The 852-nt window shown below is 51.9% G+C and carries 1 protein-coding gene; it reads right to left on the reverse strand.

The genetic code is table 11. The annotated features are described in order from the left end of the window. Window positions 1-852: cadherin repeat domain-containing protein (locus AACV33_RS03850; protein ID WP_182700743.1), on the reverse strand; the 852-nt coding region annotated here is incomplete at both ends.

Raw genomic sequence — 852 nt, forward strand, 5'->3', positions numbered from 1 at the left:
GTCCGCCGGAGATAAACTGTAGCTCACCACATCTCCATCCGGATCCGTCGCCAAACCGGTGAGGTTAACCACATCCCCTATTACCGCATTCTCTGAAATCGTATTATCTAACGCATTTGAATCGGTTACCGGACCCACCGGATTATCCGTATCGCCGCCACCCGGCAACGTACCATCCGCATCCGTCACCGTGATGTTAAACGCGCCCGTACTGGTTGAGCCATCGGTAGAGGTCGCAATAATATCAATCGAATGAGACGGCGCCGTATCATGATCTAAATTGCCAATCACTGTCACCACACCCGTGGTGGCATCAATCGCAAACAAACCAGCCGCAATGTCCGCCGGAGATAAACTGTAGCTCACCACATCTCCATCCGGATCCGTCGCCAAACCGGTGAGGTTAACCACATCCCCTATTACCGCATTCTCTGAAATCGTATTATCTAACGCATTTGAATCGGCAACCGGACCCACCGGATTATCCGTATCGCCGCCACCCGGCAACGTACCATCTGCATCCGTCACCGTGATGTTAAACGTGCCCGTACTGGTTGAGCCATCGGTGGACGTCGCAATAATATCAATCGAATGAGACGGCGCCGTGTCATGATCTAAATTGCCAATCACCGTCACCACACCCGTGGTGGCATCAATCGCAAATAAACCCGCATCAATATCATCTTGAGATAAGGTGTAAGTCACCGTATCTCCATCCGGATCCGTTGCCAAACCGGTGAGGTTAACCACATCCCCTATTACCGCATTCTCTGAAATCGTATTATCTAACGCATTTGAATCGGCAACCGGACCCACCGGATTATCCGTATCGCCGCCACCCGGCAACGTACC

Source organism: Aliivibrio sp. SR45-2, assembly GCF_963890165.1.
GTDB classification, from domain to species: domain Bacteria; phylum Pseudomonadota; class Gammaproteobacteria; order Enterobacterales; family Vibrionaceae; genus Aliivibrio; species Aliivibrio salmonicida.